The sequence below is a fragment of the Pedobacter sp. 05T44 genome, from assembly GCF_056395985.1.
This window is the reverse complement of record NZ_JBFTKO010000003.1, coordinates 92,969-110,238: the sequence shown is the minus strand read 5'-3', so window position 1 is coordinate 110,238 and position 17,270 is coordinate 92,969. Positions and strand designations below refer to the sequence as shown.

Below are 17,270 nucleotides of genomic sequence, written 5' to 3'. Positions count from 1 at the left end.
GAATACTATGAACTATAAGCTTAATTATTACTTTTCTATTTTACTGCTGCTTGCATCTTTGAATTTACAGGCACAAAAGAAATATGTATTAGTTGTGCATGGGGGTGCCGGAACAATTCTAAAGAAGAGCATGACCCCGGAAAAGGAGGCTGCATATACTGCAGCATTAACAAAGGCTTTACAGCAGGGCTATGATGCTATTAAATCAGGTAAAACGAGTCTGGATGCAGTTGAAGCAGCAATACGTGTACTTGAAGATTCGCCACTCTTTAATGCCGGTAAGGGGGCAGTTTTTACGCACGATGGTAAAAATGAAATGGATGCTGCAATTATGGAAGGCAAAAGTTTAAAAGCAGGAGCCGTTGCGGGAGTAAGTGTAATCCGTAATCCAATTACCGCTGCAAGGGCAGTGATGGAAAAATCTGAACATGTAATGATGGTGAGCAGGGGAGCTGAGCAGTTTGCGAAGCAGTGCGGAGTTGAAATAGTTGATCCTAAATATTTTTATACTAAAGAACGTTGGGATGGTTTGCAGGAAGCTATAAAAGAAGATTCTGTGAAAGCTGTGCTTGATCATGGTAATAAAAAATCTTTGAAGCTGGGAACGATAAATAGAGATTATAAATTCGGGACAGTTGGTGCTGTGGCACTTGACAAGATGGGTAATCTTGCTGCTGGAACCTCAACGGGTGGAATGACGAACAAAAAGTATGGGCGAGTTGGTGATTCTCCAATTATCGGTGCAGGTACTTATGCTAATAATCTGACTGCTGGTATCTCATGTACAGGCTGGGGTGAGTTTTATATCAGAAGTGTAGTAGCCTATGATGTTTCAGCTATGATGGAGTATAGAAATCTATCGGTAGCGGATGCATCAAAGAAGGCGCTTGATAAAATGGAAAAGCTAGGTGGAGACGGTGGACTAATAGCGCTTGACAAAAATGGGAACGTGGCGATGCCCTTTAATACGGAAGGAATGTACAGAGGTACTGTAACAGAAGATGGTAAAATAGAAGTATTGATTTATAAATGATGGTCTTAAATATTTTAGAGAAAGCAAGGTTAAAGCAAGTTTTTGTTTTTGCACTCATGTTGTGTAGCTATTCTTCAATTGCGCAACAAAAAACTTCACCAAAGGGAAGTTTATTTATAATCGGGGGAGGTTCCCGTTCTCCGGAATTGGTGCAGAAATTAATTAAAACCGCAAATTTGGGTCCCAAAGATTATATGATAGTTCTCCCTATGTCTAGTGGTGATCCTATCGGTTCTTTTAATGCCATTAAAGAAGAGCTTTCTGCTCAGGCAGCAAATAGTATCGGATATCTTAATTTTACTGCTGAAAGCGCTGGTAATAAGCAATTGCTTGATTCCTTATCAGGTGCAAAACTTATTTTTATAACGGGTGGCGATCAAAGCCGCTTTATGAAGGTTGTACTAAATACTCCGATTTATAAAGCGATCCATCAGGCATATAATAACGGTGCAACTGTAGCAGGAACGAGCGCCGGTGCTGCAGTGATGAGTAAGTATATGATCACTGGCAATCAGTTGGCAGGAGACACTATTTATAGGGAAACTTTTAATAAACTAGTTGATAAGAACATTGAATTTGAGCAGGGCTTGGGTCTGCTTAATTCAGTTATTATTGATCAGCATTTTATTAAAAGAAGCAGGTTTAACAGGCTTCTTTCTGCATTGGCAGCGCACCCTACTTTTGATTGTGTTGGCATTGACGAAGGTACGGCGATAATAGTACAAGGGAAGAAGATTGAGGTTGCGGGAGTTAGTCAGGTACTAAGAATAGCAGATCCTAAAAACTTGAAAACCACAAAAACAGGACATATAAAAATGGAGAGCCTTCGCTTTAATATGTTTACAGAAGGGGATGTGTTTTACGTAAAATAGCTAATATTGTATGCTGGTTACAGTAAATGTGCAAACACTTTACTGTGCCAGCTTTGTTCAAATGGTATTTGCCATTTCGTTTCAAACTCCTGTAATGTTTGTACCATGTTGTTAAATACAATAGTCTGCGGGCCTATTGCTTTTATATTTACTAACGTTTCAAAGTCTTCTTTGTTAGTAACAATAACCTTGTCTTCTAACTTATAGGCCATATTGAATCTATCAAACAGATCTACTTTGTATTCCTGCTCAATTTCCTTCATTATTCTTACAGATGAATCTATAGAGCAACCGGTAACCCCTGCAGAAGCTTCATCAACAAAAAACACAATAAAGAAATTGTATAATATTTCTGCCTTCGCATTTAGTTGATGGCCATGTGCTTTCCATTGTACAGTAAAATCATTTAATCTTTCCTGTATTGCCTGCACCTCGTCATTTGTAAATGCGCGGTTACTTTGGTATATCCAAATTCTGGATTGTGGAGAAAAACTCATAAATCAAAAATACAAAAATAATTAACTTGATGATGTTAAATGCTTAACGCCATGAAAAAGTTTACATTAAACTTGAAAATATGCCTCACATTAGCAATGTGCCTTCTTTTCATGGGGTTTTCTAAGCTTGAATTACTTGATGAACAAACTGATTATATCCAGCAATTGCTTGTGAGCCACTATAATGAGGAGCTCGAAACATCACAAATAAAGCATTACGAACTTAATGTTACTAACAGTGGCTTTTGTAGATACAAGCGATTTTTTAAGAGTGGTAAGATTGAATATTTCTCTTTCAATCTGGTGAAGTTCAAAGATCTTGATTATCAGGGAACAGATACAATCGGCGCCTTATATTTATACACCAGGGGTGATGATGTAATTGTGCAAACTTATAATGATACAAATGAAGAGGATGTTGATACAATGGCGAATTATATGTCTATTCCGGTAAAAAATATAAAAACTAATGATCTTACAGCGCTTTCAGAATATATTAGAAAGACGAATGCTCGCTTACTCGCTCAAAAATAGTATAAACCTCGGTTTCGACAAATCTAGAGGCTACAACAATTTCAACTTCTCCAGCATGCTGTCTGAACAAACTATGTGCTAACTCAGGATTGTTATTGTCTTTAGATAAGTGAGATAACAATAAATGGGTCATATATGATGGCCTGTGGTGTATAAAAAGGTCTAATGCCTGCTTGTTTGATAAGTGACCTTTACCTCCGCTGATGCGTTGTTTTAAGAAATACGGATATGCGCTTTTACTTAATAGGTCATCATCGTAGTTCGTTTCAAGAAATGCTGCGTGGCATTGTTTAAAATGAAAAATAAGCTGATCACAAGCCGCTCCGATATCTGTAAATACGCCAACCTTGGTGCTTCCACACGAAACCACGAAACTGTGTGGCTCAGATGCATCATGTATTTTAAGAAAACTCGTTACTTCTAAAGTTCCAACCGATATTGTTTGGGTGCTATATAATACTCTAATGAGGTCTTCACGGATATTGAATCTACAGCCATTTAAAGTTCCATTTGTTATGTATACCGGCAAATTGTATTTTGAAGAGAGGGTGGCAAGTCCGCGAACATGATCTGTATGCTCATGAGAAATGAAAATCGCTTTAACATTATGCATTGATAAGCCCAAGCGCAACATTCTCTTTTCGGTTTCTCTGCAGGAGATACCTGTATCTACAAGAATAGCTTCCTGGTCGTTTCCGATATAATAGCAATTTCCATTGCTTCCGGAATTTAAGGATGCAATATGTAACTTGTTACAAGCCATTCGCGCGAGCTGTAATTTCAGCAATATCCAATACTTGTACGTTTTTGTCCTGATCTTTCAGCTTCACACCATCACTTATCATTGTCATGCAAAAAGGGCAACCGGCAGCTATAATATTTGGCTGTGTTTCAAGGGCCTCTTCAATACGTTCAATGTTAATGTCTTTATTGCCTTTTTCAGGTTCTTTAAACATCTGGGCTCCTCCGGCACCACAGCATAATCCATTTGACTTGCAGCGTTTCATTTCTACCAGCTGCGCATCTAAAACTTCTAAAGCCTTACGCGGAGCCTCATAAACACCATTCCCACGACCTAAATAACATGGGTCGTGATAAGTTATCTTTTTACCTTTAAAGCTTTCTCCTCCTTCGGCCTTTAGCTTACCCTCGTCAATTAATTGTTGGATTAGCTGTGTATGGTGAATAACTTCGTAACTTCCCCCTAAACCCGGATACTCATTTTTAATGGTGTTAAAGCAATGAGGGCAGCCTGTCACTATTTTCTTTATGTTGTAGGCGTTAAGAACCTCAATATTGGTCATGGCTTGCATTTGAAACAAAAACTCATTTCCGGCTCGTTTTGCAGGGTCTCCTGTACAGCTTTCTTCTGTGCCTAATACAGCATACTTCATGCCTACATGATGGAGGATTTTACAGATGTCGCGAGTTGTTTTTTGTGCTCTTTCGTCATAACTGCCTGCGCAACCTACCCAGAATAATATCTCAGGCTCTTCGCCCTTGGCTATCATTTCTGCCATTGTAGGTACTTCAAAATTTAGTTGCTCGCTCATCTTTAAGCTATAATAGATTTAAATACTTTAATTAACTTTCTTTTGCCCAGTTAAACCTGTCGGCCGGAGAATACTTCCACGGAGCGCCATTGTTTTCAATATTACCAAGCATCGCATTAATACTTGCCGGCGATTGAGATTCTTCCATTACTGCATACCTTCTTAGTTCAGTAATAATTGCAAGAGGATCTATATTTATAGGGCAAGCCTCAGTACAGGCATTACAGCTTGTGCATGCCCATATTTCTTCTCTGCTGATGTAGTTATCAATCAAAGATTTGCCATCATCAAAACCATTACCTGTTTTATCGATGTTTTTTCCGACCTCTTCCATTCGGTCTCTGGTATCCATCATTATTTTGCGGGGCGAAAGCAGCTTGCCGGTAATGTTTGCAGGACAAACTGAGGTGCACCTTCCGCACTCAGTACAGGTGTAAGCATTCATTAGGTTTACCCATGTAAGGTCATTCACATCTTTAGCCCCAAAGCGTCCTGGTTCTGCTTCTTCTGGAGTAAATGATGAGTCAAGCATTGCCTTCACTTCATTTGTAACACTCTTCATGTTTGTAAACTCTCCCTTCGGCTCCAAATTGGAGAAATAAGTATTAGGGAATGCAAACAGGATATGGAAATGCTTAGAATAGGGCAGGTAATTTAAAAATATAAGTATCCCAATGATGTGAAACCACCAGCAACCCCTTTCAATGGCGACAAGGGCTGCTTCTGAATTTGGCAAAAGATTTTGTAGATGTTGGCTTACAGGAAAAGCTCCGGCGTTTGTATAATGTTGGGATCCGAGAACCTGAAGTTTTGCATCAGCAGCATTCATCAGTAAAAATGCTGTCATTAACAAAATCTCGGATATTAGAATGTAATTGGCATCTGATCTGGGCCATTTAGTCATTTCTACGCCACTAAAACGCTTAAGTTTAAGGATGTTTCTTCTTATTAAAAAGACGGCACAACCCACCCATACACCAAGGGCTAATATTTCAAATGAGCCTATTAGAAAATCATAAATAAAGCCTACTCCAGAAAATATTCTGTGAGAGCCGAATATTCCATCTATCAAAATTTCCAGAACTTCAATATTGATAATAACGAAGCCTAAGTAAACTATCAAATGCAGAAAAGCTGGGATTGGCCTGAAAAACATTTTTGTTTGGCCAAGCGCTACTTTAAGCATCGTCATAAACCTTTTTTGAGGCTGATCCGATCTGTCGGCGGACTTTCCCAATTGTATATTTCGGATAACTTTTTTGATATTATAGCTAAACAAGGCTATTGCGGCCAGTGTAATTGCTATAAATATGATTTGTGCCACCATTTGATTTTCTATTAGTGTTGCTAAGTTAAAAATAAATATGCCAAAATAAATTACTATGCATGCATAAATTTAGATTTTCTTGAATGCCTCAAGGTACTTTTTGATATAGTCTGATTTGTTTTTTGATTTGTATTGCATTATGTATCTGGGGTGTTCCAGTGCAATGATCTCTTTAAAGTACTTTTTGTAGTTGTTAAGTTTTCTTAAAAATGATTCGTTTTTTCCTGTTCCAAAACAAAAGCAGATATCAGTTTCGAAGCCAATGGCAATTTGTTTTTCCAGGTTTTCAATTATAAATGGATATGCCGCTTTTGAAAGTTCAGCACTATCGTAGTAATTGTAATTCACCTCCTTGCTTTTGGTGCTTTTAATGGTGAAGCCTAATGGGCAGACTGAATGAATGTAAAACTTACTGTAGAACTCTTGTATACCTCCATAAGCTGCAATCATTTCGTAAACATATTCTGATGAAGGCTCATGTGTCATCTGTCCCGGAAATGGAATATCGCATTTACCCACCATCCTTTTAGGGTCAGTAAATGATACACCCGTCATCGCCGAACCAAAGCGACCGGGATTGATGCCCAAAATGAGGTGTCTGGGTTCATTATCATTGTAGTATTTTTTGTAAAAAGCAGACGAGCAGATTAGCGCCAGCGGATTTTCCTTGTAAGGATTCATTATCCGGATGTCATCGGGCAGGGAGCCATGAAAATCCAGTTGCTTATTAAATGCAATAATCCTATCGGCAAAGGTTGTCATGCTGGTAAAGATAAGAAGCGATGATTTAAAACTGCAAAATCTTAAGCGTTTAGCTCATAAAACCTGCTGTCTTTACTGTTTCCAATAAAGAAGCCTAATTTGTCTGGTTTGGTCTTGATCTTTAACGTTAATGAACGGATTTTTTTCTTGAATTCTGCCATTGCAATTTCCAGGTCCTGATCTTCAGGGATATTTATAAAGATGTTATCCCGATCGTCGGCTATCAGCCAACCTGGGTAGTTTTGCTTTAAAAGCAGGTCGATCCATTCTTTCTTATACGCATTCATAAATACAAAACTAGAGAATTACAGCAATTCACAAAAACTGTTGGATTATATTTTTCTATAATCCCTCCTTCTAGGGATAAATATATTCATGGAATGATAGAAAGTGTATTTAAAATGGATGGTGACGCATCCCGCCATCGACAACCGCAACTGTACCGGTTATGTATCGCGCTCGAGGAGATACTAAGAAAACAGCCATGTTGGCCATGTCCTGTGGCTCGCCGAAATCGCCGAGCGGAATCTCACGGTCGGCAAATTTCCTACGCTCATCGCCAGCAAAGAAGGGGCGAATATTTTCGGTATCTATGAGACCAGGCTGCAAGCAGTTTACTGTAATGCCATGACGGCCAACTTGCGCCGAGAGCTGTTTAGACCACACGACAATAGACGCTTTTGCAACAGCCGAGACATTAACTGCTCGTAATTCATAAGTACTTGCCAGGTTTAGGATAGACCCCTGTTTACGAGCAATAAAATGAGGTAGAAGCCATTGTGTTAATTGTCTGGGCCGATCAAAATCCAAGGTCATCGATTCTATCCAGATCTTTTCAGATCCTACCACATCAACGGGACGACTACGGCCGGCATTATTAATAAGAATATCAACGTGTCCTAAGAGTGATATGCCCTCAGCTCCAATCTTTTGAGGAGCTCCTGCTGCTAGAATATTCTGAACAAGAGTAATAGGTTCTACGCCTCCGGAAGTATTGATCTCTTCTTTGAGGCTATTAAGTAAATCTTCGTTTCTAGCTACGGCCAAGACTTTTACGCCTTCCAAAGCCAATTCTTTTGCGATTGCTCTGCCAATTCCCTGACTGGCACCTGTTATTATCGCGGTTTTTCCTTTTAAATATAAGTCCATAACTTTTCTTTCCTTGCAAAATTAGATAGCAGCGTCTATTTTTACAGCTTATGCAACCAATTGTACGGTGCTAACAAACATGTAAGTAATGGCAACAAGAAAGGAAAACTCGACTTATAGCAGCAATGAAAAATGGATTATTGAATGTGATTTGACATATGCTGTTAACAAGATTGGAGGGAGATGGAAAATTCTGATAATAAGTAAGCTGGAAAGCAAAGTTCATAGGTTTAGCGAATTAAAGAAAGAGCTCCCCTTTATTACAGAACGCATGCTTGCACTACAGCTGCGGGCATTAGAAAAGGATGGCCTGGTTAAGCGTACAATTTATGCCGAAATTCCACCTAGGGTTGAATACGAGCTAACTGAAATGGCACTTGAATTTGGCCCTATTTTTAAACAATTAAGTATTTGGGGTGGTAAACATCGTTCAGACACAAATTCGTCGTCTTAATTTAATTCTGCTCAGCATTCACAACCTCAAAACTTCTGTACTGAGCCATTTCAGCAGAATGATGTACAACAAGCTTTAATTTCAAACTTTCAATTAATGCGTTGGCCAGTTCTATGCTGCGGTGTAAGTCGTTGATGCCTCTGATTTCAATACCTCTAGTCAGCATTTTGAATTTGTTAGGTTCAAATCTGATAATGAATTTCTTTAGGTCTGCACTCATTTTAATTTCTGTGTTTTTCATGGTCTTATATTTTAAGGGCGGAATGCTGTTGTTTTTTAGCAAATATAGCTATCGCACTCATTAAAAACTAAAAATATTAGTAATTTATTTCGAAATGTACTAACTTTGCTGTTACCTAAGTTTTGAACCATGAGAGAAGTAGATCTGTTCAAAAGGAATTACACAGATTCTGATGCTGTGTTTGAGAAAAATGAAGGAAGTATAAAGGATCGGAGGAAAGATGATTGAGTTGGATTATTTCCCAGATGGGGTTAATGATGTAGTTTACCAAGTGCTGCAATTTCGTACTGGTGAAGCTTGGCGGGTTGTTTGTGCAGGGGAGATGATATGTAGTATGGAAAAGTTGGATGGTCTTTGGTATGTGAAAGGAAAAACAATTCTGCCTCCTACACTTGTCGAAAGCATGGGGCGTTTAATTGATATGCAGCATTTTAATTTTTTGGCGGCCGAACTTAAACAACATTGGGGAGCATATGTTCAGGAAGCAATTGCTCAGGGTGAGAACCAATACTTAGTAATTTGTAAAGAAGGGATTGAATTTGAACGTTTTGAAAGGTTGTTTAGGGCTTATATTATAAATTTAGTTAGAGATCCTTGGGAGATACGTTTTAGGGTTTATAATGCGAGAATGTCTGAAGATTTTGAGGTTTTTATAAAAGGGCCTGTATTGGCATATTAATATGGAGCAGACCAGTTTGTTTAAAGAATCGGGCCAAAGTTCAGGGTTGCCTGTTGAATTGTTGGAATACCATCCCGATTTATTCAGCGAAACTCAGAGTGAGTTTTTGTTAAAGAAATTTATCGCGGAATCTCCTTGGAACCAAAAGATAATAAAGATTTATGACAAGGAAGTAATTACACCACGACTTACGGCCTGGTATGCAGATGCTGAAGCCTATGATTACACTTCTTTAGGTAGATCTATGCCAAATTTCTGGACCCCGGAACTGTTAATGATTAAGCAAAAAGTAGAATTAACGGCGGGAGTTCAGTTCAATAGTGTGTTGTTGAATTATTATCGTGATGGCAATGATTCGGTTGCCTGGCATAGTGATAATGAAAAGGCCTTAGGTAAACGTCCTGTGATTGCCTCAGTGAGTTTTGGACAAGTGAGGTGTTTTGATATTCGCAGAAAGAGCAATCACAGAGAAAAGTATTCAATCCGTTTAGAAAGTGGTGCACTGATGGTCATGAAGGGAGATTTGCAGATGAATTGGGAACATAGGATTGCAAAGTCGATGAAACCAATGAAACCAAGGGTAAATTTAACTTTCAGGGTTGTGATCTGATTTTTAATTTAGCATGACGATAATTCAGCCGTGACTAATCTTTTCCATCACTGTATATTCCAAATATTTAGCGAGTGTTGCAAACATCTAGTCACACTTTATTATAATAGGCTATGAGACAAGATATGGGATATTTTTCCACTTCATACAAATAGAAAAACAATGAAAAAGCAAATTTTAATGATACTGGGGGTGGTAATTGTATTGTGATCCTGTTCCAGGCACAATTATTATGCTTATCGTAATCCTTTTCCGGTGTATGTGGGCAATGAACAACAGAAGGTGGGTGTCAAGCAGGTGAGTATTATAATTGATTTGATTGATCGCAGGACCAAAAAGGTAATCTGGAGAGGTTGGGCAGGAGAATTAAACAATCCTGAAAAGGCAATTTCTCAATTGCCTAAGGTAATTGAGAATGGTTTTAAAAAGCTTTCTGCATAAGTAAACACTTGGGGCAGCTTTTAATCTTTACCAAAGCCTTGAATTACACGGTTCTGGACATTTTTAAACTTAGGTGGTAACTTGTTTATCTATTGAAAATTTACCACTTCCATTTATGAATGCAGTAATTGATAGACCAATAATCAATAAATGATATTCATACCCTTCACCCTTTTGATTCCCGAACCAATTCATGAAAAACCCATTTTGCAGATGTTCTGTGAAAATGATACCGATAAAAAGCATCACCATAGCTACTGACCACAGGCGTGTGGCAAATCCAATGATGAGCGAGATAGCACCGAAAAACTCAATAAAAATGACGAGAAAAGCCATTAACCAAGGTAAATGCAAGGTCTCGGTAAAAAAAGTCATCTCTTTAGAAAATCCTGGGCCGCCAAACCAGCCAAAAACTTTTTGTGCCCCATGCGGAAACATTACCAATCCAATTGTCAAACGTATGATTAGTCCTGTCCAATCGTTGTCTGTTTTAAAAATCATCTGCTTCATTCTGTTTTTTCTTACAAATGAAATGAAATGCTAGATTTTAAAAATTAAACTAGTTTAATAAAATTACCTTTTTTTACCAGTTTTCTGCGAAGCATGCTCAGGAAGACAGGAGTAATGCCCAAATATGCAGCTACCTGTTTCTGAGAAACACGCTGGGCCATCTGAGGGTATCTTTCTATGAAATACAAATATCTTTCCTCAGCGGAGCTGGAAAGGTTTTGTTTGATCCTGTTTTGTTGGGTTATAAAAGCATTTTGAAGAATAATCCGAAAGAAGCGTTCAAATTTCGGTACCTTCTCATACAACCGCTCTAAATTTTCTCTTGTGATTTGCAGAATTTCACTGTCTTCTAAAGCTTCAATAAAATAATCGGCAGGGGCTTGTGTTAAAAAACTGTACAGATCACTTATCCACCAGCTCTCTATTCCGAACATCACAATGTGTTCAACACCATTTTCATCTATACTGTAAACGCGGAAACATCCTTTTATGATAAAATTTTCGGTCTTGCAAATATCACCCTGGCGCAGTAAATAATCTCTCTTTTTTAGTGTTTTTGATTGAAGTAAAGAAACAAAGAAGTCAGCCTCTGTTCTATCGAGTGGGATATACTTAGTAATATTCTGTAGGATCAAGTCAAATCCCATAATTTATCTTCTAGGCAAGTATGAAATGCGGAAATCTTGAAAGGGTGAAATTACTTTTCACCATTAAATGTAATAACTATATTTAAATTTCGGGAAATTAAGCGTCATTAATGTTCGAGCAATAGATCCAGTGAATTAAAGAATAGACCTGCTTTAACTCATAAACTAAGTCCGAATAGATTGACATTGAAATTAGCGCGGAAATATGTGTTTAAAAGCGGAAAAGCTCAATTTCATAGCGAAATTGAGCTTTTCTAAGTAGTGGTATGCGCCGGGATCGAACCGGCGACACATGGATTTTCAGGCCATTTGCTCAATGTCGTAAGTGTCAGTTTTTCAAATGTTTACGAGTCGTTCTTAATTTCTTGCGGAATATTTGCGGAACAGCAGGAAATAAAAACCCTGATTGTCCTGATCAGGTTATTGTAAAGATACAGAAATATCCGCTTTTCCGGCCGACAGTTTTATGAAAGAAGTCTTCGTAGATGTACTTCAGAATTTTGCAATGAAACGCAATTAGAGATATTTCTGTACGAAATCAAATATTAATCGGAACCTCTCGCAATACAATTTGCTAATTCAAATTTGTTCACTATATTTATGTTTTTACTGACAGTAAATATTGATAAAATAAGAACGATGGATGCATTTAAACTATGGGAAGAGGCTACAGCTAAACTGCCTGAAAGTATGGCCGAACGTCTAAGTCTAAAAAAAATAGAGTTCGATGAGGATAAACATTCAGGAATTATAACGATACTCTTCAACAAAGAAAAAAGAGAATACAACTTAATAAACTTATCTAAGGCATCACATAACACCATTTCCTTTCTAAAGCTTTTCAGAAAAGACTCACGGAAGTTGCTGGTCATGGCACCAGTTATTTACCCTAACATTGGTGATGAGCTGGTGAATGCAGGAATAAATTACATGGACAGCCTAGGGAACTTTTATATTGTAGATGAAGAGATATTTCTTGTGCACTTAGGGCAAAAAGGTGCAACAGCCGTTCCAAAAGACAAAACAAATCGGATCTTTACAGAAACGGGAGTAAAACTGTTGTTTGGAATTCTGAATGATCCAGATTTCATTAATTTACCTTATCGACAAATGGCGGGAGCGGTCAATGTATCAATGGCTTCTATTACTGTTATTTTGAACGAATTGCTGAACACAAAATATGTGCATTTAGGCCAGCGAAACAAAAAGATATTAAATCATAAAAAGGAATTGCTAGACAGATGGGCTATAGCATATAAGGAACAGCTAAAGCCTAAGCTCCTGATTGGCAATTACTATTCAAAATTTTATAAGCTGTCACAAGACTTTAAAAAGATCGACCTTACTGAGATGAAAGCGGCTTGGGGAGGCGAAGCTGCTGGCAACATTTATACTAACTATTTAAGTCCACAAAAAATAACTTTATTTGTGGAGGATGACGATAAAAAATGGATGTCAGCATTCAAATTGATAAAGGCCAACGATAAAGATGAAATCGAGGTGCTAAAACAGTTCTGGAGTGATGAATTTTATCAATTTACAAAAGTTATAGACGGAAAAAATGCCGTACCTCCTATACTGGCGTATGCAGACCTAATAACGTCCAACGACAGTAGAAAAGTAGAAACCGCACAAAAGATCTTTGATGAGTACATACAATTTACCGACAGATAAAATTCCGGATCAATTAAAAGAAGTGATAAGAGATATCCAGGAAATTCTTGGAGATCAGGCATATGATTTTATGTTGATCGGAGCAACAGCAAGAGATTTAATATTAGATGGGCAGTATCATCTGGGTGCGGGGCCAAAAACGCTAGATGTGGATTTCGCGTTATACGTACCTGAGTGGGGAGTCTATCAATCAGTGCTGGATAAATTACTTAAATCGGGATTATTTACGGCGACAAAAGTGACACATAAACTGATTTACAAAGAAATTTGTGAAATAGATATTGTTCCATTTGGCGAAATCCAAAATGAAGAAGGAGAATATGACTGGCCACCTGACTTTATGCGGTCCATGAATGTTGCCGGATTCATGGAGGTTCGTGAGGAAACTATCACTTTCAAAATAGATGAAGAAGATTTAACTTTCTCTGTGGCGCCAATCCATGCCATCTATTTCATGAAGATATATGCCTGGAACGACAGAAAATACAAAGATGACAAAGACGGAAGGGATCAGGGATTTATTCTAGCTAACTACATAGAGCTCAAATATGAAGTACTATATGATGAACATGAAGACATCGTTAATGGCGAAGACTGGGACATTATCACCTCTTGTGCGAGAATTTTAGGTAGAGATATTGCCAAATTGTTAAAGAACAATCCTAAAGCGATCCAAAAAACTATTCTGATCATAGAAAACGAATTAGAGGATGAAGAGCATTCATATCTAGCCAGATCCTTGTCAGCAGGAGGCGGCTTTGATTATAACAGGGCATATAAAGCATTACAGGAATTACTGAAAGGCATCAGAGACCTTCACGATTAGCTCCCCGGTTCTAAAACAAATATATAGGTTAACTCCCCAACTAGTTTGCTGGCAAGACATAAATAGAACATATTTTGGTTATAAATCTCAGTTGATTTAGGAATTTTTGACAGTTAAAAACTGAATATTTTTCAGTGATCTTGTAATTTTTTCAGCCTCATTAATCAAAAATCCATTTGGCATTTATGTTGTATTATTATGGGCGAACGAAAGTTCAAAGAGTTTAATTAATTATAAGTTTTAATCATTAAATCAATTAAGGAGGAAAACCCATGACATTGGTTAAATTTAATCCAGAAAACAAGAGAAATTCATTAATGCCAAGCTTTAATGATGTTTTTGATTCCATCTTCAATGACACTTTCTTTGCGGATCGCATGGTAACCCGCGTGCCCGCTGCAAACATCAGTGAAAGTGCCGATCATTATCATGTTGAATTGGCGGCTCCGGGACTTAAAAAAGAAGACTTCAAGCTCAACCTTGAAAGGAATGTATTGAGTATTTCTGTGGAGCAACGAACAGACGACAAACAAGAGGAAAGGAATTACGCCAAACGTGAGTACAGCTATAGTTCTTTTGTCCGTTCTTTCACCTTACCTGAAAGTGCCGATGAAAACGGCATTCAGGCAAGTTATACTGATGGTGTTTTAGCGATCAATATTCCAAAAAGAGAAGAAGCAAAAACAGTAAGCCGTCAGATAGAAATTAAATAATTTCTTCAAAGATGAATTTCGAGAGCTACCTAGATGGTAGCTCTTTTTTTAATCTATTGTTATGGAAACTTCATTTGAAATTTCATTAAATATGAAGACCATTAAGGGCTTAGAGACTTATGCGAGCTTCTATTTAGGGTCTAATGAAAAATTCGCCAGAGGGCTTTTTAATTTGATGCAGGGAGAAAGGGAAATAAAGGCAAATTCGGTAATTAGCATGGATTTGACCAAGAGGCAAATGGGCATTCCCTATCCAATATCTATTTTGCATTGTAATTGGGAGCATCTGGCTTTTAATACAAAAATAATTACCAAAGAAATCTTTAAAGAACTCAATTTGGAGAAAGAAATCTGATGACTTGCTGGTATTTTTTCTTACAGTCCCTACTAAGGGGATCTGAAACAGAACCACCCGCAATGTTGGTTAAACGTTCCATATCCTTCAAGAAGCTGTGTGACAAAGGTTTTCGACGAGTACACTTTAAGTGAACTTTAATTTTATAGTCATTTTAAGATGCTTTCGTATTATTAGTCTTGAATTTTATAAATGTCCCTCATGTTCTTCATGCCTTTGAAGCAGTTCGTTAAATAAGAATTTTGGAGTACGCAAGGAGATTGATCGTTTTTCGAAACTTTCAATCTCTTTTTTTTATCCACTAATTTAGTGTTAATTTGATAGATCAGCTCAGCTACTGCCTCATTGCTCAGATTATTTCTGCCGGATTTTATACTAGAGAATTTTGAATTCAAAGGAGTATCGAACTTGAAGAAGTCAATACTCCTCCATCGGAATGGGATGGGATTAAAGTTTTGTCCAAAGGTTTTTTTCCTCAGATTGTGATCCAGGACTTTCCTATCCGGGGGCATAAGGTGTTTTTTCATATCCGACGCCGCCGATGGCTCAATACAGAGACCTCTACTTTGATTTACCGGACTTGGACTTTAGTAGAAAAGGGAACGCGAATGACAGGGGAATTCGCGGCTTTTTTAAAAGAAATCAATCGATACAGCCCCGAATAGTGTTGATGCTATCAGTTCATTCTATGCAGTAAAGGCAAAAAATCTGCTCCGTCAATATCGTGATTATCTAAGTGATTTTAAAAGCTGGCACCAGAAATCACATGCAAAGAAATGGCTGTTATATCCAGAAAACCTCGGTGAACAGCTTTCCATCGACGAGAGCAGCCTGTCCCATGGTGAACTTTACACCATCCTTACCAACAAAGCCGCAAAGGGTAAGAAAGGAGCCATTGTTGCCATTGTAGCAGGTACCAAAGCGCAAACTGTCATTTCAGTACTGCAAAGGATTTCGGAAAGAGCAAGGAAAAAAGTGGCTGAGGTTACCCTGGATATGGCAGGTAATATGGAATTAATCTGCAAACGTTGTTTTCCGCAGGCAACCAGAGTGACTGACCGGTTTCATGTACAGAAGCTGGCTACGGAGGCACTGCAAGAGATGCGGGTCAAATACAGGTGGGAAGCTATGGATGTAGAAAATGAAGCCATAGAACAATCAAAAGACTGGTCGTCCATTTCAAGCGGAAGTACTTCACAATGGAGATACCATCAAGCAATTGCTGGCCCGCAGTAGATATGTGCTGTATAAAAAGCCTTCAGACTGGACAGATAGCCAAAAGGATCGCGCAGAGCTCTTATTTGGAAGATTTCCTGATCTTAGAACAGCCTGCGGACTCAGTATGGGACTTAGTCGGATCTTTGAAAATACAAAAGATAAGGTCTTTGGACTAGCTAATCTGGCCAAATGGCATGAAAAAGTAAGACAAACTGGATTTAAAGCTTTCAATACAATTGCCAGGTCTATACAAAACCATTATCAGACTATATTGAATTACTTTGATAACAGATCAACCAATGCCTCGGCGGAATCTTTTAATGCAAAAATAAAGGCTTTTAGAAATCTATTCAGAGGTGTTAAAAATGTAGAATTCTTTCTGTACAGGCTAACTCAGCTATATGCTTTATTGCTAATGCCATTCTAATAGTGGGCTAAGCAGCTCTTTTTTGACATATTCAATTTGCAAAATTCTTCTGGGCATTTCCTGTTGGGAAAGAGGGGAATTGTGCAACAGAAGTGGCTTAAAGATCATAACCCCTCCTTGTTGTACTTCACAACATAAGGCGGTTTCATTGGTCACTGCTTCTTCTATCTGGCTGGAAGTAAGTTTGCCACGGTTATGCGTTTTAGGCAGAATATAGATAGCACCATTTCGTTTTGTACAATTGTCCAGATGAACTCTCAATGTTGTTATTCCTTCCAATATATTTAAGGGAGGTTCTGTATGTGGGATGCCTGCTTCTAATGTCCAGTTCGTATAACCCTCCACCTGTAAAATCTGCTTTACAGCAATTTTTAAATCCTGATGCCATGGTATATACCAGTTATTTTCAATACTCTTGTCCAGGATAAATGCTTTGATAGGGCTTAGTTGCATTCCCCCTTCACCAAGCAATTGTCTAGCAGTTTGTTCAGCAAAATTGTACAACTCAGGTGACGTACAAAGCAGGTTACCTGCACTTGCCTCATGTGTATAGTCAAACACACCTAGCTTTTTAAGCGATGTTATCATTTGTATACACTCATTGTCTTTGAGGTACTTTTCTAAAATTATATAACCATCGCTAATTAGCTTGTTATCTGGGATCAACATGAGACAAATCTACCCATATTCAGATTACTTTGTAGCGTATGAATGAGCGCACCGACAAAATCCAGATCTCTGGTACTTT

Annotated in this window: 24 protein-coding genes and 1 pseudogene; 14 read left to right on the top strand and 11 right to left on the bottom strand. The window is 38.0% G+C overall.

What is annotated here, in order from left to right:
• Positions 1-7: 7 nt before the first annotated feature.
• Both AC1DDK_RS07285 and AC1DDK_RS07280 read left to right on the top strand, forming a co-directional pair.
• Positions 8-1,033, top strand: coding sequence for an isoaspartyl peptidase/L-asparaginase family protein (locus tag AC1DDK_RS07285; RefSeq protein ID WP_172661438.1), 1,026 nt, complete (start codon positions 8-10; stop codon positions 1,031-1,033).
• Complete coding sequence (locus AC1DDK_RS07280) at positions 1,030-1,905, top strand: cyanophycinase (protein WP_246269599.1); 876 nt, start codon at positions 1,030-1,032, stop codon at positions 1,903-1,905. Before AC1DDK_RS07285 ends, AC1DDK_RS07280 begins: the two co-directional genes overlap by 4 nt.
• Positions 1,906-1,922: 17 nt before the next feature.
• Here the strand turns inward: AC1DDK_RS07280 and AC1DDK_RS07275 are convergent, their stop codons facing one another.
• A complete protein-coding gene (locus AC1DDK_RS07275) occupies positions 1,923-2,402 on the bottom strand; it encodes an ABC transporter ATPase (RefSeq protein WP_172661437.1) in 480 nt (159 codons plus the stop codon).
• Positions 2,403-2,453: 51 nt separating this feature from the next.
• On the opposite strand from AC1DDK_RS07275, the gene AC1DDK_RS07270 reads away from it, so the two are divergent.
• A complete protein-coding gene (locus tag AC1DDK_RS07270; RefSeq protein WP_337717191.1) occupies positions 2,454-2,936 on the top strand; it encodes a hypothetical protein in 483 nt (160 codons plus the stop codon).
• Here AC1DDK_RS07270 and AC1DDK_RS07265 read toward each other — a convergent pair.
• From AC1DDK_RS07265 to AC1DDK_RS07240, 6 genes are all read right to left on the bottom strand, one after another.
• Positions 2,899-3,699, bottom strand: a complete 801-nt coding sequence (locus AC1DDK_RS07265; RefSeq protein ID WP_172661435.1) for an MBL fold metallo-hydrolase — start codon at positions 3,697-3,699, stop codon at positions 2,899-2,901. The two genes, AC1DDK_RS07270 and AC1DDK_RS07265, sit on opposite strands and share 38 nt — an antisense overlap.
• A complete protein-coding gene (locus AC1DDK_RS07260) occupies positions 3,689-4,489 on the bottom strand; it encodes a (Fe-S)-binding protein (RefSeq protein ID WP_172661434.1) in 801 nt (266 codons plus the stop codon). Before AC1DDK_RS07260 ends, AC1DDK_RS07265 begins: the two co-directional genes overlap by 11 nt.
• Positions 4,490-4,520: 31 nt before the next feature.
• Complete coding sequence (locus tag AC1DDK_RS07255; RefSeq protein ID WP_172661433.1) at positions 4,521-5,816, bottom strand: 4Fe-4S dicluster domain-containing protein; 1,296 nt, start codon at positions 5,814-5,816, stop codon at positions 4,521-4,523.
• Positions 5,817-5,885: 69 nt separating this feature from the next.
• The gene (locus tag AC1DDK_RS07250) at positions 5,886-6,578 is read right to left on the bottom strand and encodes a uracil-DNA glycosylase family protein (RefSeq protein ID WP_172661432.1); all 693 of its coding nucleotides are present in this window, start codon (positions 6,576-6,578) and stop codon (positions 5,886-5,888) included.
• A 41-nt stretch (positions 6,579-6,619) separates the two neighbouring features.
• Positions 6,620-6,865 (bottom strand): hypothetical protein, encoded by a 246-nt coding sequence (locus AC1DDK_RS07245; RefSeq protein WP_172661431.1) that lies wholly within the window; start codon positions 6,863-6,865, stop codon positions 6,620-6,622.
• A gap of 109 nt (positions 6,866-6,974) precedes the next feature.
• On the bottom strand, positions 6,975-7,727 hold the full coding sequence (locus AC1DDK_RS07240; protein ID WP_172661430.1) for an SDR family NAD(P)-dependent oxidoreductase: 753 nt from the start codon (positions 7,725-7,727) through the stop codon (positions 6,975-6,977).
• Between the two features lie 88 nt (positions 7,728-7,815).
• Between AC1DDK_RS07240 and AC1DDK_RS07235 the strand changes: the two genes are divergently transcribed.
• Complete coding sequence (locus AC1DDK_RS07235) at positions 7,816-8,181, top strand: winged helix-turn-helix transcriptional regulator (RefSeq protein ID WP_172661429.1); 366 nt, start codon at positions 7,816-7,818, stop codon at positions 8,179-8,181.
• A 1-nt stretch (position 8,182) separates the two neighbouring features.
• On the opposite strand, the gene AC1DDK_RS07230 is transcribed toward AC1DDK_RS07235, so the two are convergent.
• Positions 8,183-8,422: a hypothetical protein gene (locus tag AC1DDK_RS07230; RefSeq protein ID WP_288882136.1), complete on the bottom strand. Its 240-nt coding sequence runs from the start codon at positions 8,420-8,422 to the stop codon at positions 8,183-8,185.
• Between the two features lie 220 nt (positions 8,423-8,642).
• Between AC1DDK_RS07230 and AC1DDK_RS07225 the strand changes: the two genes are divergently transcribed.
• From AC1DDK_RS07225 to AC1DDK_RS07215, 3 genes and pseudogenes are all read left to right on the top strand, one after another.
• On the top strand, positions 8,643-9,101 hold the full coding sequence (locus tag AC1DDK_RS07225) for a hypothetical protein (RefSeq protein WP_288882138.1): 459 nt from the start codon (positions 8,643-8,645) through the stop codon (positions 9,099-9,101).
• 1 nt (position 9,102) lies between these two features.
• Positions 9,103-9,711 (top strand): alpha-ketoglutarate-dependent dioxygenase AlkB family protein, encoded by a 609-nt coding sequence (locus AC1DDK_RS07220; RefSeq protein ID WP_288882141.1) that lies wholly within the window; start codon positions 9,103-9,105, stop codon positions 9,709-9,711.
• Positions 9,712-9,948: 237 nt separating this feature from the next.
• Positions 9,949-10,152, top strand: a pseudogene (locus AC1DDK_RS07215) (DUF4136 domain-containing protein); the annotation flags it as partial.
• A gap of 69 nt (positions 10,153-10,221) precedes the next feature.
• Here AC1DDK_RS07215 and AC1DDK_RS07210 read toward each other — a convergent pair.
• Together AC1DDK_RS07210 and AC1DDK_RS07205 are read right to left on the bottom strand one after the other, a co-directional pair.
• Positions 10,222-10,662 (bottom strand): DoxX family protein, encoded by a 441-nt coding sequence (locus AC1DDK_RS07210; protein ID WP_172661424.1) that lies wholly within the window; start codon positions 10,660-10,662, stop codon positions 10,222-10,224.
• Between the two features lie 44 nt (positions 10,663-10,706).
• On the bottom strand, positions 10,707-11,309 hold the full coding sequence (locus tag AC1DDK_RS07205; RefSeq protein ID WP_172661423.1) for a Crp/Fnr family transcriptional regulator: 603 nt from the start codon (positions 11,307-11,309) through the stop codon (positions 10,707-10,709).
• A 600-nt stretch (positions 11,310-11,909) separates the two neighbouring features.
• On the opposite strand from AC1DDK_RS07205, the gene AC1DDK_RS07200 reads away from it, so the two are divergent.
• The 7 genes from AC1DDK_RS07200 (at position 11,910) to AC1DDK_RS07170 (ending at position 16,522) form a co-directional block, all read left to right on the top strand.
• Positions 11,910-12,983, top strand: a complete 1,074-nt coding sequence (locus AC1DDK_RS07200) for a type IV toxin-antitoxin system AbiEi family antitoxin (RefSeq protein WP_172661422.1) — start codon at positions 11,910-11,912, stop codon at positions 12,981-12,983.
• Complete coding sequence (locus AC1DDK_RS07195) at positions 12,955-13,809, top strand: hypothetical protein (protein ID WP_172661421.1); 855 nt, start codon at positions 12,955-12,957, stop codon at positions 13,807-13,809. Before AC1DDK_RS07200 ends, AC1DDK_RS07195 begins: the two co-directional genes overlap by 29 nt.
• 272 nt (positions 13,810-14,081) lie before the next feature.
• Positions 14,082-14,522, top strand: a complete 441-nt coding sequence (locus AC1DDK_RS07190; RefSeq protein WP_172661420.1) for an Hsp20/alpha crystallin family protein — start codon at positions 14,082-14,084, stop codon at positions 14,520-14,522.
• A 61-nt stretch (positions 14,523-14,583) separates the two neighbouring features.
• The gene (locus AC1DDK_RS07185; RefSeq protein WP_172661419.1) at positions 14,584-14,877 is read left to right on the top strand and encodes a hypothetical protein; all 294 of its coding nucleotides are present in this window, start codon (positions 14,584-14,586) and stop codon (positions 14,875-14,877) included.
• A 389-nt stretch (positions 14,878-15,266) separates the two neighbouring features.
• The gene (locus tag AC1DDK_RS07180) at positions 15,267-15,542 is read left to right on the top strand and encodes an ISAon1 family transposase N-terminal region protein (RefSeq protein ID WP_430709573.1); all 276 of its coding nucleotides are present in this window, start codon (positions 15,267-15,269) and stop codon (positions 15,540-15,542) included.
• Positions 15,523-16,113, top strand: a complete 591-nt coding sequence (locus tag AC1DDK_RS07175; RefSeq protein ID WP_337717284.1) for an ISAon1 family transposase — start codon at positions 15,523-15,525, stop codon at positions 16,111-16,113. Before AC1DDK_RS07180 ends, AC1DDK_RS07175 begins: the two co-directional genes overlap by 20 nt.
• 4 nt (positions 16,114-16,117) lie before the next feature.
• On the top strand, positions 16,118-16,522 hold the full coding sequence (locus tag AC1DDK_RS07170; protein WP_438871747.1) for an ISL3 family transposase: 405 nt from the start codon (positions 16,118-16,120) through the stop codon (positions 16,520-16,522).
• Here AC1DDK_RS07170 and AC1DDK_RS07165 read toward each other — a convergent pair.
• The gene (locus AC1DDK_RS07165) at positions 16,508-17,191 is read right to left on the bottom strand and encodes a phytanoyl-CoA dioxygenase family protein (RefSeq protein WP_288882154.1); all 684 of its coding nucleotides are present in this window, start codon (positions 17,189-17,191) and stop codon (positions 16,508-16,510) included. The genes AC1DDK_RS07170 and AC1DDK_RS07165 overlap by 15 nt on opposite strands.
• Positions 17,192-17,270 lie beyond the last annotated feature (79 nt).

Excerpts from the sequence above, each read along its gene's own strand:
- AC1DDK_RS07165 (WP_288882154.1), bottom strand. The coding sequence starts at position 17,191 with ATGTTGATCCCAGATAACAAGCTAATTAGCGATGGTTATATAATTTTA.
- AC1DDK_RS07265 (WP_172661435.1), bottom strand. The coding sequence starts at position 3,699 with ATGGCTTGTAACAAGTTACATATTGCATCCTTAAATTCCGGAAGCAAT.
- AC1DDK_RS07235 (WP_172661429.1), top strand. The coding sequence starts at position 7,816 with ATGGCAACAAGAAAGGAAAACTCGACTTATAGCAGCAATGAAAAATGG.
- AC1DDK_RS07195 (WP_172661421.1), top strand. The coding sequence starts at position 12,955 with ATGAGTACATACAATTTACCGACAGATAAAATTCCGGATCAATTAAAA.
- AC1DDK_RS07285 (WP_172661438.1), top strand. The coding sequence starts at position 8 with ATGAACTATAAGCTTAATTATTACTTTTCTATTTTACTGCTGCTTGCA.
- AC1DDK_RS07245 (WP_172661431.1), bottom strand. The coding sequence starts at position 6,865 with ATGAATGCGTATAAGAAAGAATGGATCGACCTGCTTTTAAAGCAAAAC.
- AC1DDK_RS07280 (WP_246269599.1), top strand. The coding sequence starts at position 1,030 with ATGATGGTCTTAAATATTTTAGAGAAAGCAAGGTTAAAGCAAGTTTTT.
- AC1DDK_RS07275 (WP_172661437.1), bottom strand. The coding sequence starts at position 2,402 with ATGAGTTTTTCTCCACAATCCAGAATTTGGATATACCAAAGTAACCGC.
- AC1DDK_RS07190 (WP_172661420.1), top strand. The coding sequence starts at position 14,082 with ATGACATTGGTTAAATTTAATCCAGAAAACAAGAGAAATTCATTAATG.
- AC1DDK_RS07220 (WP_288882141.1), top strand. The coding sequence starts at position 9,103 with ATGGAGCAGACCAGTTTGTTTAAAGAATCGGGCCAAAGTTCAGGGTTG.
- AC1DDK_RS07225 (WP_288882138.1), top strand. The coding sequence starts at position 8,643 with ATGATTGAGTTGGATTATTTCCCAGATGGGGTTAATGATGTAGTTTAC.
- AC1DDK_RS07185 (WP_172661419.1), top strand. The coding sequence starts at position 14,584 with ATGGAAACTTCATTTGAAATTTCATTAAATATGAAGACCATTAAGGGC.
- AC1DDK_RS07250 (WP_172661432.1), bottom strand. The coding sequence starts at position 6,578 with ATGACAACCTTTGCCGATAGGATTATTGCATTTAATAAGCAACTGGAT.
- AC1DDK_RS07200 (WP_172661422.1), top strand. The coding sequence starts at position 11,910 with ATGTTTTTACTGACAGTAAATATTGATAAAATAAGAACGATGGATGCA.
- AC1DDK_RS07240 (WP_172661430.1), bottom strand. The coding sequence starts at position 7,727 with ATGGACTTATATTTAAAAGGAAAAACCGCGATAATAACAGGTGCCAGT.
- AC1DDK_RS07255 (WP_172661433.1), bottom strand. The coding sequence starts at position 5,816 with ATGGTGGCACAAATCATATTTATAGCAATTACACTGGCCGCAATAGCC.
- AC1DDK_RS07210 (WP_172661424.1), bottom strand. The coding sequence starts at position 10,662 with ATGAAGCAGATGATTTTTAAAACAGACAACGATTGGACAGGACTAATC.
- AC1DDK_RS07260 (WP_172661434.1), bottom strand. The coding sequence starts at position 4,489 with ATGAGCGAGCAACTAAATTTTGAAGTACCTACAATGGCAGAAATGATA.
- AC1DDK_RS07270 (WP_337717191.1), top strand. The coding sequence starts at position 2,454 with ATGAAAAAGTTTACATTAAACTTGAAAATATGCCTCACATTAGCAATG.
- AC1DDK_RS07205 (WP_172661423.1), bottom strand. The coding sequence starts at position 11,309 with ATGGGATTTGACTTGATCCTACAGAATATTACTAAGTATATCCCACTC.
- AC1DDK_RS07230 (WP_288882136.1), bottom strand. The coding sequence starts at position 8,422 with ATGAAAAACACAGAAATTAAAATGAGTGCAGACCTAAAGAAATTCATT.